Source organism: Chryseobacterium scophthalmum (assembly GCF_900143185.1).
Classification (GTDB): domain Bacteria; phylum Bacteroidota; class Bacteroidia; order Flavobacteriales; family Weeksellaceae; genus Chryseobacterium; species Chryseobacterium scophthalmum.
Window position 1 is genome coordinate 2,092,662 of record NZ_FSRQ01000001.1, and the last position, 13,754, is coordinate 2,106,415.

Below are 13,754 nucleotides of genomic sequence, written 5' to 3' on the forward strand. Positions count from 1 at the left end.
CTAAATTTTAACAAGAATATTTACCGTCCTAGCTTTGCTTCGGCAGGCATCATATTTTCTTTTAATAATTGTTCACATTCTATATTTTGCGCTACAATTATTTTATTTACAATGTATTTTACATTTTTAAAAATTAAATTCTACAATGCTTTGAGAAATTTTGTTGGTCAGAAAATCGATGTAAACAATATTGGGCAAAGCATGTCTTTTTACTACAAATTCATCCTTTAAAACTGCAGGTAATTTTCCGTTGGCTTCTTTAGCCATGTTTTCTATAGAATCAAAAAAGTCGGTAAATCCTTGTGGAGTTAATGTCCATGATAATAAGAATAAGCTGTTTTTACTTTCATTATTTTTAGAAAATTCGTCCCATTTAGCCAGTTGGTTACTCTTCATTTTATCATAATTATTAGTATCTGAATATTGGTCAAAAACTTCCAGATTATAACTTCCATCACCAAAATCACGATATCTACATTTTCCCTGAGCCGGATTGATAAAATCATCATAATCAAACACAACAATCATTTTACCTCTTAAGTCGCCCAATTTCACCTGAGTAATATTAATTTCAGGATTATTAGATTTATATAAAATATCGGTGTAATTATTGATAACGTCATTTATTTTAGGGATAATTTCGCTTGGCTTATGATCTTTATAATCCCGGATATGAGAAATTTTCAGAATTGCGATTTCAAACGGAGAATTTTTGAGAAAATTTCTTACATCATTCAAAATATCAATAAAATATTCGCCGCTACAGCCATTGCCATCGGTTCTGTGATATGTTACAAGTTTATCTTTGTCGAAATCTATTCTTACATCAAAATATCTTGAGCCGTTTTCGAGTTGCTTACCGATTGAGTCATATTGGGTTTTCACCAAGTGATTTGCAAAATTCAAAGGAGCGCAGTTTCTAAGTTCAGACATTCCAGCATCGTGACTTCCGGGAATGGTAATCTGCTTCAGCGTTTTGTCAGAAGAAATACTTTCCATCCATCTATTCAGCATTATTCCGAACGAAAAACTGATTTCATTTACAGAATTTCCACCTCTTAGAAAAATAAATTCATTCAGAGAACCCTTATTGCTTTTTACGATCGTATTTACTTTATTTCCGCCAATATTATGACAATCTGTACCGCCAAACCACCAGTTGTTGCTTCCTGCGCTGTGACCTTGAGCTAAAACGATATTATTAAAAGTAAAAATTTTATTGTTCTGAAACTCTAAAACCAAAGTTCCCAACATTGCGAAATTCAAATCATCAGGATTGTGATTGAATGTGGTATTGTTTTTATTGACCTGTCTTGAAAACCATTCTGCAACTTTTTTCGAACCTTTTCTACCGATAGAAAAATTAAACTTTCCATCGCTTCCGCAATACGAAGAAAATCCTTGACGAATATGATGATCGGGATCTTGCCCATCTGTAACTGAGAAGTCTTTTACAGTAAAACTTCCTTTTACCAAGCTGCCTGTACCAGAAGCAAAGACAACTTCATTATTTCTGTATTCCATGATTACTATTTGTTTTTTGGTTGTTTTGAAAAATATTTTGTAAAGCTTTACTAAAAAACACAATTCAAAGTAACGAGAATAAAAGAACAAATATTAGCGTAGAAATAACCAAATAAAAAATTCCGTACAAGTACGGAATCTGTTTTTAAGCTGGAGAATAAATATTATTGACGATAGCGTAAATTACAATTCCTACCGTATTTTTTGCGCCTATTTTTTCGATGGCTCTTTGTCGGTGACTTTCTACAGTTCGTGGACTGATAAAAAGCTTTTCGGCGATTTCATGATTGGTAAATTCCTGGCAAATCAGCTTCACAACATCTTTTTCTCTTTCGGAAAGATCATGATCCATACTAAACAATGATTTTTTCTTAGAAGTATTATTCATGTAAGAAAGAAGCATCTCATGGTCTTCATTCGTAAAGAAAATACCATTTTCAAAAACTCTTGATATGGCTTCTATAAACAATTTTTTGTCGGAATTTTTTGGAAGAAAAGCAGAAACTCCCAACTTGACCATGTAACCTAAAACCGATGTTTTGTAATGAGATGAAAGGATAATAATTTTTAAATCAGGATATTTATCTTTTAAAATTTCAACCAATTCGAAACCGTTCATCGGTTGCATCTGAACATCAACTAAGGCAATATCTGGGAAATCTTCTTCAGCACACGTCTCAAGATTTTCGAGAAAAAGGTTTCCATTATTTGCCATCATCGTTACCGAAAAGTTTTTTTCTTTTGACAAAAGCATTTTTACTCCTTCGAGAATTAGCTGTTCATCATCAACCAAGGCAATTTTTATTTGGTCACTCATTATTTTTCTGAATTTTAAAGATTAATCTGCTTCCTTTATTTATGATACTTTTCCATTTGAATTTAGCATCCATCGACTGCATTCTGGATTCTATATTTTTGATTCCCATTCCTTTTTTGACCTTTTCATAATCAAAACCCTGCCCGTTATCAAAGATAACAATTCCTGTAAAATCGTTAAAATCTTTGATGAGAATATCAATTTTGTCTGCACTTGAATGCTTAATCACATTCGTTGTAAACTCCTGTATTATTCGATATATCTGAACTTCTACAAATACATCTTTTTTATCATATTCTGAAGAAACATGGAGTGAAATATTAATTCTTGCCGATAAATTGGTAATTAATTCTTCGATATATAAAATCAAACCTAATCTTTCGAGGTTTACAGGATAAAGAGAATGTGAAATATTTCTCGTACTATCAATTAACTCTGAAATCTGGCCTGAAATAACTTCTGATGTTGAGTCATCTTCAATATCTAGATTATTCAGCCATAAAGAAAGAATATTTAATCTGTTGCCAATGTCATCATGAACCGAAACCGCAATTCTTTTACGTTCTTCTTCCTGTACTTTGGTGTTTTCTAAAACCAACTGTTTCTGATGCTGAATTTCAGCTAAATTCTGCGCTTCTTTTTCTTTTAAAATACGATCTACAAAAGTTTTGTAAGCCAACAATATAAAAAATACGATAACTGCAAGTGTTACAATTATCAGAATAAGCAGATTGATATTTAAGGTTACTTCTTTAATTTTAAAAAGGTATATACGATTGAACAATAAAGAAAAGTTGACAGAACATTATTAACACCCATGATTAAATAAACACTTTCTGTAGATAAATTAACAAATTGCGATAATACGACAAAAATAAGAACAGAAACCGAATAATAAAAGAAGATACTTGCGTCAACCAAAATAAAGCGGTCTATATTTTTTCCGTTTTTAATCTGCTGAATAAGAAATGTCGCAACAAGACAGATGATGACCAGATTGGAAATAATTTTTGCCAAATCATAATTAAAACTAATCTTTAAACCATAAATCACAAATAAAAAACCGAGAGAAAGAAGTCCTGAAATAATCAAAAAGAGTTTATTTAGATTAAGTTTCCTTATAAAAAGTCCCGTTAAAAGGTAAAATTCTCCTGCAATAAAGAAATGGTATATAAATGAGGTATCGTATGATTTCAGTATATAGGGCAATACCAAGCTACAAAGTTCAATTATAAAAAGAAAAACAATATACCATGCATATTGTTTTTCTTTTTTATTGAGAATGATGTATTTCCAGAATATCAGGAAAATGATAACCAAAAGTAATCCGTAATTGATAAATAAAAATGTTTTATAAAAGTCTACCATTTCCTTGATAAGTGTTAATACTCTTCACCAGGTATTCTACAAATCGGAGGACACGGCTTCGCATAATCATAAGTATTTGAGATCGTTTCTACACTTCCTCCATTTCCTAAATTTTTATGAAAAGCAATAAATATTAATGCCGGTAACTGTTTTTGATAAATCTCTGAATATTTTAACCCAAATGAACAAACAAAGCTAAGATCTGCATCTGCATGACAAATTTTTTCTGAAGGAACATAGAATTTATTAAAAATAGTTTTTGCTTTATCTTCTTTATATTGAGCATAAAACCAGTCTTGACCGTTACTTTGCCAAGATTCGATAGAATTTACCGCTTTATCCTGCTCCATGATTGGTTGGCTTGTAATTGGAAAAAACATATCAGAATCGTTATCAATCTTACGCATATCTTTTGATAATAACGCATTCTTAACAATAGTATAAGTCTGAACTTCAGTTAATTTCAGATCATTTTCTAAAGCTTCAAAAGTGCAATACGGAAATTCACCAACGGCTACTTTAGTTCCTTTTTCATCCAATGGACATAAAATCATCGTCAATTGATCTTTCACAACTCCTATTTCTACACAAAATTCTTTATTAGAGTTATTTTTCTTAAGCCATTGCACTTGCTCAGGTGATAAATTGAATACATAATTTTCGGGAAAAAGCTCTGCAATTCTTTTAATGTCCTGCTTTGCCATAATCCAGCCTTCCAAAGCCATGGAATATTCTTCTCTGTTTAAATTATTCATAAAGATGGTTTTTAATTTCTGTGCATAAAATTATTGAATCTGCCTAAACTACGCAAACATCCCATGAATAAATAATAATTATTTAATAGTTTCTCACCGTCACATGAAAACAGCTCTGTTGTTTTTCTTTAATGTAATAAATGCGCCCTGCATCCGCATAGTATTTTAACACCTTTTCTAATGCAGCTTCCATTTTTGGGTTATTCTTTAAAACACCATTAAATCTTACATAAGAAATATCGAATGAATTACCGTAATTATGCGAACTAATCCCTAAACTTGCGTTAGAATTTACTCTTCTCAACCTGCATTGATCTTCAAGTGTTCTGGTAATCGATGAAACCATGAAAGTATGACCTTTTGTTTCTTTACTGAATCTTGCGCCGATTTTTTCTAAAGTTGCCTTTCCTTTAGAAACCATCCAGGCTCTACTGTAATCTAATTTTTGAACCTTAAAGCCTTTTCCTGATTTTTTGATGGAATGAAATTTCCCGTTATTGATATATTTCTGAACGGTTGCTGTGGTTTTCAGAAGTTTCACATTAAAACTTTTCGAAGCATCTAAATGGGGTTTATAAAGCGGAGTCGGCTCAACTTTTAAAACTTCCGTAAGATCATAACAAGGCAGCGTTTTTTTGGATTGCTGACTAGAAAAAGTATGATGGAAAAGTAAAGGGATTATAAAAAGATACTTCCTCATTAAATATCATTTAAAATGTAAAACAAATAAATATTGGTTTTCTTACATTCAAAGATATTAATTTCAAGAAATGGCATAACATTTTACATTTAAAAATATTAACTTAAAAAAAGTTAATTAACACAATTATCACTAAAAATAAAACCACAATTATAATAAAATAAATATTTAAAATAAAAAATCATTGAATTATTAATTTTTGTAAATTAGCTTACTAATTAAAAAATACAATAGGAGATGATTTCAAAAACCTCAAAATTTGTTGCTGAAATGTTCGGCACCATGGTCTTAGTTTTAATGGGTTGCGGAAGCGCTGTAATTGCAGGAGCAGATGGAACCACAGGAGTAGGGCTTCTAGGAATTTCTTTCGCATTTGGCCTTAGTGTTGTTGCCATGGCTTATGCAATTGGTCACATTTCGGGATGCCACATTAATCCTGCAATTTCAATTGCGATGGTTGCAGCAGGAAGAATGAAAATGGGCGAAGCAATTAGCTATGTTATTGCTCAGATTATCGGAGCCATCATTGGAGCCGGAATTCTTTACCTGATTTTTACCAACCATCCCGGTGCAGAAATGAAACCGTGGGCTTTAGGATCTAATGGTTGGGGAACCGGATATCTTGATCAGTATAATACAATTGCAGCTTTTGTTGCTGAATTCGTTTTCACTTTTATCTTTTTGATGGTGATTTTAGGATCAACTTCTACAAAAAACATCAATGGTGGATTTGCAGGTTTAGCAATTGGTTTTTCTTTGGTTCTAATTCATATTGTTGGAATTAAAATAACCGGAGTTTCTGTAAACCCGGCAAGAAGTATTGGTCCCGCAATTTTTGCGGGTGGAGAAGCGCTTTCTCAATTATGGTTATTTATTTTAGCTCCCGTTTTAGGTGGGGTTTTCGCAGCATTCACTTACAATTTATTGATTGAAAAGCCTGAAGCGGCAAAATAGTAAAACACATTTTCATATAAATAAATCCTGTCTTTTCAGACAGGATTTTCTATTTTATTTTCTTAATTTCAAAAGGATTTTTAAAGATGAGTTCTTCATGCTTTCCTTTCACCTCCATTTTTTTTGATAATAAATTGAGCGCCATTTTTCTTATAAAAAGATCTTTATCAGTAAGATTCCAATAAGAATCTTCATGAACTTTTGCTGGTTTTCGGATTAAATAAAATTCAGTTTCCCAAGAATCTACATTATGATAAAACTCAATAATTCCACAATGTTCAGGAATAACAGAATGTTCAATCATTCCCATTGGCAAAAGAAAACTGAAAGAATTGCAGATGTAATCTCCACAGCAAATCTTATCGTGCTTTAGAAATTTCTCTCCTGTAGAAGTATTGACGTAAGATTTTTTAAAATCATTTTTAAAATCGCTTTTAGACAATTTAATTTCAATTTCATGGCTAAAACCTTCTGCATTTATAATTAAAATATCAGCTTCCCAATCTGCCTGAAAATGGTTGGTCAACACAATTTCTTTCTCAAAATCACATTGTGAATGAATGTATGCATGAACAAGCTCTTCTATTTTTAACATTAATTACTTTTAAGAAACAATTATTAAACACTAAAATTCTCACATTCTAAAACTCTCCAATCCAATTAGCTTACCAGCAAGCTGCAACCACGAATATCAGAATGGTCAATTCTTCCCAAAACCTGAAATTTATCGCCAACAATTTTTCCTAAATCCTGAGTAGCAATAAATGAGCAAGAATGAATATTAGCTAAATCAATAATATTAATGGCACCGGTTTTTCCTTCCTTTTCATAACTGAATGGGTCTTCTACATTTCTCATTAAAACACGCATCCAGTTTGGACATTGATATTCATTTTGTCCCAAAGAATAAGCTTGCGAAAGAAGCTCGGTCATAGAATATTCCGAATAAATTTTATCGGTTTTAAAACCGTCCTGCAAAATCTTCAGCAATTCATCTTTAGTCATTTCCTCTTTTCGCCCCTTCATTCCGCCTGTTTCGATCACAGTAAGAGTGTTTGAGTATTTGAGTGTTTGAGTGTTTGACTTGCAGAAATCCAAAAAATCTAAAAGTGCAAATGAAACACCGAAGAGAATAACATTTTTATCTTTTAACTCATTTAAAAGTTTAAATAAATCTTCATGATTGTAAAGAAAATATCCGTTTTCAGGTTTATCGGATTTTTTCATTAAATAATCAACCATATAGATTAAAGAAGAATTTTGTTTTTCAAGATAACTTGGCAACAATCCAAGAAAAATAAAATCTTCCGGCTTTCCGATAAACTGTTCAAAACTTTTATAAATACTTTCCTGATAAATATTTTCATCAGCAATGAAATGCTTAGACAAATTCATCTGAGTTGTTCCCGAACTCTGAAAATATAATTCTGTAGATACATTCTTGTCTAAAATCTGATGATTTTTAAACATCTCAATCGGCAAAAACGGAATTTTATCTAAACTTTTAACTTCTTCAGGATTGATTTTCAAATAGTCAACAAACTTTCTATACACTTCTATATTATCATATTGATAACGAAATGTCTTGAGTGACGCAGCCAAAAAGTCATGCTCCGTCTTTATGTTAAATATATTTTCCAATGATATAAATATTTTTAAACCTGTTATTAGCTCAAAATGAAGCATTTGCTATATTAAGCATAACTTTTAATTATTTTTTAATGTTAAAGATTAAAAAATTGGTCGGGTTTTTGTAACTTCATCCTCGGAATATGGATTAGTAATAAAGATTTTAAAATCTTTTTACAAGGATTACCTCATTTATGGGGTAATTTTTTTTATTCCTGTTTTTCAAAAGTTTTCAGTTGAAAATCGTGCTCGAAAACTCCATAGGTGAAATAGGAAATCCAGTCTCCCAGATTGATATATTTTGAATTTTTTCCTAAATCTAAAACCATCGGCAAATGTCGGTGACCGTAAATAAAGTAATCAATATTCTCTGTTTCAAGCTTCTTTTTAGAATAAATAATCAAAAACTCTTTATCTTCTCCTAAAAAGGCTTTGTCTTCATCTCCAGAAATCATTTTATTTTTCTGTGACATATACAAAGCAATCTTCATTGCAATGTCGGGATGCAGCCATTTGAAAAACCATTGTGCAATAGGATTTGTAAAGACTTTTTTCATTCTTTTATACCCTTTGTCTCCTGGTCCTAATCCGTCCCCATGAGCTAAGAGAAACTGTTTTCCTGCAATTTCAAAATATTGTTTTTTATAAAAAACGGTACAGCCAATCTCTTCTTCAAGATAATCTTTCATCCACAAATCGTGGTTTCCTACAAAAAAATAAACCTGAATACCGTGGTCTTTTAATTCGGCAATTTTTCCTAGAACACGTACATAACCTTTTGGAATTACATGATTCCATTCGTGCCAAAAATCAAATAAGTCACCCATCAAAAATAAAACCTGAGCATCTTCTTTGATCTCATTCATCCATCGGATAAATTTTTCTTCACGCACTTTACTCTCCTTAGGATTAGGAGCTCCAAAATGCTGATCCGAAGCAAAATACACTTTTTTTCCCGGCTCTAAATTAATGGTTGTTTTAATCACCTTTTATATTTTAAATTCAGTAAAAAAAATATTAATTATCCTCTGCAAACCATTCTCCGTAAGAGTTTTCGGTTTCGTGAAGTTTAAGATAAGCTAAAGAAATTCCTTCCGGAAGTTTTGATTTTACTTTTGCAGCAATGGCGTACAACATATTTTCGCAAGTCGGCTGAAAAGTACAGTAGATCACTTTATGACCCTGATTTTCCAAACCTTCTCCCAATTCTCTATGCGGAGAAACTCCGTTAATCAAAACAGCATGATCCCAAACATCAACAATTTCAGATTTTACAATATCTTTAATATCGCCAAAATCTACCACCATTCCGTTTTTAGGATTTTCAAGATCATTTATCGGTTTTCCTTTTACTGTAACGAAAAGTTTATAGGAATGTCCGTGCATATTTTTACATTTCCCGTCATAATTGTATAAAACATGAGCAGTTTCGAATGTAAAAATTTTTGTAATACGTATCATAGTGCAAAGATAAGAAAATTCGATATGCAAAAGAATCACCTTACCCTGACTTTAATTTTAATCTAATTAAAATATCGTCGCTATAAATACAATCAGTACAATTGGCACAACAATGAAGGCAACGGGTAAAATCAGATTAATAATTGCTTTGCCTATCGAAAATTTTTGCACCTCAGAAAGCCCGATCACCATGAGAACAAGTGATGCAAAAGACAAAAGCATTTCCATTGTAAATGAGATCCAGAAAACAATGCTTCCTTCAATACTAGACTCAAGATAATCTGTGTTACTCTTGAAATAATCATTTCCAAACACTGCAATTTGTAAAAATAAAAACACCAATCCTAAAATCGAAGGAATCATTGCATACGCCATAACTCTGTAAATAGAAGAAGTATTTCCTACTCCGTTTAGCCATTTTCCTGTCCAGCTTAATAATGCCGAATAAATGTAATAAGAGATCCATCCCAACATTCCTCCTCCAACAATACAACCAAAAACAATAAAAAGCAAAGAAGAATGATCACCCATATCTTTTGAAGAGGCTCGATCAAAAGCTCTTACAATACCTGCAAAAATGAGCAGGATGTATAAGTATTTCTCGTATCGGGTATCGTTTATAAATTTGAAAACCCTTCTTGGCTCTGTCCAGATTTTTGTAAAAATATCCTGATCAGAAAGTGCATCATATTTTTCAAACTCCTCAAATTGATCTTCTGTATATTTTGTTTCCATGTAGTTTTTATAGGATCACGAAAATAAACATATTTATTAAAAATCAAAGTAAGCTTAGCCAATTCTCATCCAATCTTTTAATTTTCTGCGTTTCTTTATCAATAAAAACCCAAAGCGTGAGAGAATCTACAACCAAAGCATCATTGCAATAGAATTCTACTTTTCTTGGCTGTCGAATTCCTTCCGGTGATTTTGGATAAGTTTTTATAGTAATTATATCTCCTAAATAAACCTGCTTTTTGTATTGAATATGATGATCGAGAAGCATCCAGATATCATCTGAAAAACCCAGTTTATTTTTTACAGAATCCCAATGTTCACCTGCAATTTCTTCTACCCATTTTACATATTGCACATTATTGACGTGATTATTTAAATCGATATGTTGCTCCGTAATTTTTATTTGTTTTTCAAAAATCAAACTCATCTTCTTCAAATATTTATTCAAAAATAAGATATCAAACAGAACCTTCCCAAAAATTGAGAAGGTTCTTAACAATTAAATTTAGTTAAAATGAGCTTTTTAATATTTTTTCCTGTTGGAAAATGCAAAGGCGCGAGGAAACTTACAAATTACATGTTTTAAGACGCAAGGATTTTATCTTCGATAAAATTGACAACTTTTAATATTAAAAATCTTTGATTTTCTTGCGCCTTAGAAACATTATAAATTTAATTAAGCTTTGCGTCTCTGCGTTTTTTTAACAAATAATTTTTAATCAACTCTTTTAATGAAACTGTGCAGTTTCTGTAGAATCTTTCATTGCAACAGTCGCCGAAGAACCTCCTGTAACAATATTCTGAACCTCATCAAAATATCCTGTTCCCACAAAAGTCTGGTGTTTCACTGCTCTGAAACCTTTTTGCTGCAAAGCAAATTCTCTTTCCTGTAGTTCAGAATAACCTGCCATTCCTTTTTCTTTATAAGCTAAAGCCAATTCAAACATCGCCGTATTCAATGCATGGAAACCAGCCAGCGTAATAAACTGGAATTTGTAACCCAATTTTGCCAATTCTTCTCTGAAATTCAACATTTCTTCAACGCTTAGTCTTGCTGCCCAGTTGAAAGAAGGCGAACAATTATAAGCCAACATTTTTCCCGGATATTTAGCATGAATTCCTTCTGCAAACTTTCTTGCCTGTTCCAGATCAGGATTTGAAGTTTCCATCCATATTAGATCTGCGTAAGGAGCATAAGATAAACCTCTGTCAATTCCCTGTTCCACTCCATTTTTCACCACATAAAAACCTTCGGAGGTTCTTTCACCAGTTACAAATTTTTTATCTCTGTCATCAATATCTGAAGTCAACAAATCTGCTGCATCCGCATCCGTTCTTGCAATAATTAAACTTGGAACGCCCAAAACATCCGCCGCCAAACGAGCCGAAATTAATTTATTAATCGCTTCCTGAGTCGGAACCAAAACTTTTCCGCCCAAATGACCACATTTTTTCGCAGAAGATAACTGATCTTCAAAATGTACCGCTGCAGCTCCCGCTTCAATCATTTGCTTCATCAATTCATACGCATTCAGATTTCCACCAAAACCAGCTTCTGCATCAGCAATAATAGGAACTAAATATTCTTTTTCTCCACCTCCGTTTACCGATTGAATCTGATCTGCCCTCAACAAAGCATTATTAATTTTTTTCACAACAGAAGGCACTGAGTTCGCAGGATACAAAGATTGATCAGGATACATTTCACCAGATAAATTCGCATCTGCTGCAACCTGCCATCCTGAAAGATAAATCGCTTCCAATCCTGCGTCAACTTCCTGTACCGCTTGATTTCCCGTCAAAGCTCCTAAACCCGCAACAAAATCCTGAGAATTCAGTTTATCCCAAAATTTCTTTGACATTTCTGTTGCAATCGTATAATCTAATTTATAAGAACCTCGAAGTTTTAATACCTCTTCAGCTGTGTAAGGTCTTTTTACACCATTCCAACGTGGGTTTTCTAACCAGTCTTTTTCTATTTCCTGAATTTGATCTTGTTTTGTTTTCATAATATTTTTTGTTTAGTTAATTATTGCTTGATGTTAGTTGATGGTTGTTGGTTTTTAGTTGACAGCTTATAATTCTTAGACACTAAAACCCTCCAACTCTCCCACTCAAATAAATGGATATGTTTTTAAGGTTAAAAATTCTTCGAAGTTTTCGCAGAAGATCAATTCGTTGAAAAGTTCTTTTGCCAGATTGAATTTTCCGTTTTTGAAACGTTCTTCACCTACATATTTTTCGATGCGTTCCAATTCTTCAAATTCCCACTGCAAAATCATTCCTCTCGTCAATGTTCGATCATCATTTAATACCGCTTCATTTTTTAGCCATTGCCAGATTTGGGTTCTTGAAATTTCAGCCGTGGCTGCATCTTCCATCAGATTATAAATGGCTGCAGCTCCAATTCCCATTAACCAAGATTCGATATAAAGAATTCCGACGTTGATATTTTTTCTTACTCCTTTCTCAGTGATTTCACCTTTCGGAATTTCCAGCAAATTATTTTCTGTGATTTTGTAATCAAACTTTTTATCAATTTGATTTTGTGAAGGCATAAACTGATCAAAAATATCTTTCGCTACAGAAACCAAAGCCGGATGCGCTACCCAAGTTCCGTCATGACCATTTTTAACTTCTCGTTCTTTATCATTTCTCACTTTTCCGAAAGCCTGACTATTCGCTTCATAATCATTTTTAATAGGAATTTGTGCCGCCATTCCGCCAATTGCATGAACGTTTCTTTTGTGACAAACTTCAATCACTCTTTTAGAATAAGCACTCATAAAAGGCGAAGTCATGGTCACCTGATCTCTATCTGGAACGATAAATTCAGGAAGATTTCTGAATTTTTTAATGAATGAAAAAATATAATCCCATCGTCCGCAATTTAAACCTGAGCTGTGCTCTTTTAATTCAAATAAAATTTCGTCGATCTGAAAAGAAGCCGTGATTGTCTCAACTAAAACTGTTGCTTTAATAGAACCTTGCGGAATCCCAATATAATTTTGAGCAAAAACAAAAACATCATTCCACCAACGAGCTTCTTTGTAATGCTCTAATTTTGGAAGATAAAAATAAGCTCCACTTCCATTTTCCCGCAACCTTTTTATATTTCTGAAAAAGTAAATTCCAAAATCGATTAACGAAGCAGAAGTTGGCTCACCATTAATTTCAACATGCTTTTCATTTAAATGCAAACCTCTCGGACGAACCAATAAAACAGCCGTTTTTTCATTCAACTGATAAGATTTCCCCTGCTCATTCGTAAAATCAATTTTTCGATTGATGGCATCAGAAAGATTGATTTGTCCTTCCATACAGTTTTTCCAGGTTGGCGAATTACTGTCTTCAAAATCTGCCATAAACGTTGAAGCACCAGAATTCAAAGCATTGATAATCATTTTCCGATCAACCGGTCCGGTAATTTCCACTCTTCTGTCGAGCAAATCTTCAGGAAGCAGAGCGCAAATCCAATTTCCATTTCTGATTTCTTCTGTTTCAGATAAAAATTTCGGAAGATTTCCTTTATCAAATTCCTGCTGCATTTTTTTTCTTTCTTCTAAAAGTTCTAATCTTTTAGCATTAAAATTTTGATGAAGTTCAACCAAAAAATCGATCAGATCATTGGTAAACACTTCTTCAAACTGCGGTTGAGTGTTTATATTTAATTGTGTTTTAGTTTCCATAACGTCTTGATTTTGTGATTCGACATTACAAACCTAAATAAAAATTTTCACATACAGCGAACGTTCGCTAAATTTATTTTAAAAATTATTATGCGAAAAATCGCTTCTAAATATTATATTTG

15 protein-coding genes are annotated in these 13,754 nt (G+C 32.4%); 1 reads left to right on the forward strand and 14 read right to left on the reverse strand.

Annotated elements, in window-relative coordinates; translation table 11 throughout:
• Positions 1-126 precede the first annotated feature (126 nt).
• The 6 genes from BUR17_RS09455 to BUR17_RS09480 all read right to left on the reverse strand — a co-directional run bounded on the left by BUR17_RS09455 (position 127) and on the right by BUR17_RS09480 (position 5,164).
• On the reverse strand, positions 127-1,524 hold the full coding sequence (locus BUR17_RS09455) for a PI-PLC domain-containing protein (RefSeq protein ID WP_074230039.1): 1,398 nt from the start codon (positions 1,522-1,524) through the stop codon (positions 127-129).
• A gap of 145 nt (positions 1,525-1,669) precedes the next feature.
• A complete protein-coding gene (locus BUR17_RS09460) occupies positions 1,670-2,341 on the reverse strand; it encodes a response regulator transcription factor (protein WP_074230040.1) in 672 nt (223 codons plus the stop codon).
• A complete protein-coding gene (locus BUR17_RS09465) occupies positions 2,334-3,020 on the reverse strand; it encodes a sensor histidine kinase (protein ID WP_228418656.1) in 687 nt (228 codons plus the stop codon). The genes BUR17_RS09460 and BUR17_RS09465 overlap by 8 nt, the downstream gene beginning before the upstream one ends.
• Positions 3,021-3,085: 65 nt before the next feature.
• Complete coding sequence (locus BUR17_RS09470) at positions 3,086-3,709, reverse strand: hypothetical protein (RefSeq protein WP_074230041.1); 624 nt, start codon at positions 3,707-3,709, stop codon at positions 3,086-3,088.
• Between the two features lie 14 nt (positions 3,710-3,723).
• Positions 3,724-4,464: a hypothetical protein gene (locus BUR17_RS09475; protein ID WP_074230042.1), complete on the reverse strand. Its 741-nt coding sequence runs from the start codon at positions 4,462-4,464 to the stop codon at positions 3,724-3,726.
• A gap of 82 nt (positions 4,465-4,546) precedes the next feature.
• Positions 4,547-5,164 (reverse strand): DUF5715 family protein, encoded by a 618-nt coding sequence (locus BUR17_RS09480; RefSeq protein WP_074230043.1) that lies wholly within the window; start codon positions 5,162-5,164, stop codon positions 4,547-4,549.
• Between the two features lie 237 nt (positions 5,165-5,401).
• Here BUR17_RS09480 and aqpZ point away from each other — a divergent pair, with 237 nt between their 5' ends.
• Positions 5,402-6,118: an aquaporin Z gene (aqpZ, locus tag BUR17_RS09485; RefSeq protein WP_074230044.1), complete on the forward strand. Its 717-nt coding sequence runs from the start codon at positions 5,402-5,404 to the stop codon at positions 6,116-6,118.
• 49 nt (positions 6,119-6,167) lie between these two features.
• Here aqpZ and BUR17_RS09490 read toward each other — a convergent pair whose 3' ends face one another.
• From BUR17_RS09490 to aceB, 8 genes are all read right to left on the reverse strand, one after another.
• Positions 6,168-6,713, reverse strand: a complete 546-nt coding sequence (locus BUR17_RS09490; protein ID WP_074230045.1) for a hypothetical protein — start codon at positions 6,711-6,713, stop codon at positions 6,168-6,170.
• A 65-nt stretch (positions 6,714-6,778) separates the two neighbouring features.
• Positions 6,779-7,759, reverse strand: coding sequence for a LuxE/PaaK family acyltransferase (locus tag BUR17_RS09495; RefSeq protein ID WP_074230046.1), 981 nt, complete (start codon positions 7,757-7,759; stop codon positions 6,779-6,781).
• A gap of 197 nt (positions 7,760-7,956) precedes the next feature.
• Positions 7,957-8,733, reverse strand: coding sequence for a UDP-2,3-diacylglucosamine diphosphatase (locus tag BUR17_RS09500; RefSeq protein ID WP_074230047.1), 777 nt, complete (start codon positions 8,731-8,733; stop codon positions 7,957-7,959).
• Positions 8,734-8,764: 31 nt separating this feature from the next.
• Positions 8,765-9,208: a 6-pyruvoyl trahydropterin synthase family protein gene (locus BUR17_RS09505; protein ID WP_074230048.1), complete on the reverse strand. Its 444-nt coding sequence runs from the start codon at positions 9,206-9,208 to the stop codon at positions 8,765-8,767.
• Between the two features lie 66 nt (positions 9,209-9,274).
• The gene (locus BUR17_RS09510) at positions 9,275-9,943 is read right to left on the reverse strand and encodes a Yip1 family protein (protein ID WP_074230049.1); all 669 of its coding nucleotides are present in this window, start codon (positions 9,941-9,943) and stop codon (positions 9,275-9,277) included.
• Positions 9,944-9,986: 43 nt separating this feature from the next.
• Complete coding sequence (locus BUR17_RS09515) at positions 9,987-10,370, reverse strand: acyl-CoA thioesterase (RefSeq protein ID WP_074230050.1); 384 nt, start codon at positions 10,368-10,370, stop codon at positions 9,987-9,989.
• Positions 10,371-10,671: 301 nt separating this feature from the next.
• Positions 10,672-11,952: an isocitrate lyase gene (aceA, locus tag BUR17_RS09520; RefSeq protein ID WP_074230051.1), complete on the reverse strand. Its 1,281-nt coding sequence runs from the start codon at positions 11,950-11,952 to the stop codon at positions 10,672-10,674.
• Positions 11,953-12,057: 105 nt separating this feature from the next.
• Positions 12,058-13,632: a malate synthase A gene (gene aceB, locus BUR17_RS09525; RefSeq protein ID WP_074230052.1), complete on the reverse strand. Its 1,575-nt coding sequence runs from the start codon at positions 13,630-13,632 to the stop codon at positions 12,058-12,060.
• Between the last annotated feature and the right edge of the window lie 122 nt (positions 13,633-13,754).